At 41.0% G+C, this 205-nt stretch carries 1 pseudogene; it reads right to left on the reverse strand.

The features are described from left to right. Positions 1 to 205: pseudogene (locus tag TY19_RS00825) on the reverse strand (hypothetical protein); the annotation flags it as partial.

Below are 205 nucleotides of genomic sequence, written 5' to 3' on the forward strand. Positions count from 1 at the left end.
CATCAGTGAGATTATTGCAATTACTTAAATCTAAATGCTGCAAAGCTACTAAAGGTTTCAAATGGGCTAATCCTGCATCGGTGAGTTTAAGGCACCAACTTAGATCTAGATGCTGCAAAGCCATTAAGGATGTTAAATGCGCCAATCCTGCATCGGTGAGTTTCCAGCATCCCGTCAGATTTAAATGCTGTAAAGCTACTAAGGG

The sequence above is a fragment of the Candidatus Protochlamydia sp. R18 genome (assembly GCF_000648255.1).
Lineage (GTDB): Bacteria > Chlamydiota > Chlamydiia > Chlamydiales > Parachlamydiaceae > Protochlamydia > Protochlamydia amoebophila.